The organism is Bartonella sp. CR127HXZ, from assembly GCF_042194555.1.
GTDB classification, from domain to species: Bacteria; Pseudomonadota; Alphaproteobacteria; order Rhizobiales; family Rhizobiaceae; genus Bartonella; species Bartonella grahamii.
Window position 1 is genome coordinate 1 of record NZ_JBHIMZ010000075.1, and the last position, 638, is coordinate 638.

The 638-nt window shown below is 47.2% G+C and carries 1 protein-coding gene; it reads left to right on the forward strand.

The window, feature by feature from the left end:
* Positions 1-636: baseplate J/gp47 family protein (locus ACFIKY_RS09185; RefSeq protein ID WP_375661750.1), on the forward strand; the 636-nt coding region annotated here is incomplete at its 5' end.
* Positions 637-638: the final 2 nt, after the last annotated feature.

The following is a 638-nucleotide window of genomic DNA, read 5'->3' on the forward strand; positions in this document are numbered from 1 at the left end:
CGGGATAATTTACTCACATTTGCGCGTGGAACAAGTTTAGATCATTTGGGGGATTTTCATGGGGTCACGCGCCTTTTGGATGAAGATGATGAGCGTTTGCGCCGCCGTATTCGCTTAAATAGACAAGGACATTCCACAGGCGGCACAGCGCCACGTTATCAATATTTTGCCCTCTCAAGCGATATCCATGTCAAAGATGCTTTTGTTTATCGTGAGGGTAAAAGTCCACTTATTCATGTTGCGCTTTTTAGTGACGCCCCTTCAGGGGTGGCTGATGAGGCTTTGATTGCCAAGGTGCAAGCAGCCCTTGATGCCCCCCATGTTAAAATGACCAATGACCACATTTTTGTGAAAAGCGCGGTACAGCGGATGATCAATGTTTCTGCTGATTTTTGGTTGTTACCGGATGAAGGCTCCTTTGTTTTGGAAAGAGCGGAGCAGAATTTAAGAGCAGAATGGGCGCGTGCGCAAAGGCTTGGGCGTGATTTGTCTTTAAGTTGGATACTAAGCCGCTTGATGGTTGAGGGCGTTCACCATGTGAACATAACGTACCCCTTTGAGGATATTTTGGTCGCACCTGATGAAGCTGTAGCTTTGGGGGATATTGTTTTGTCTGAACGGGGGCGTGCTTATTGATG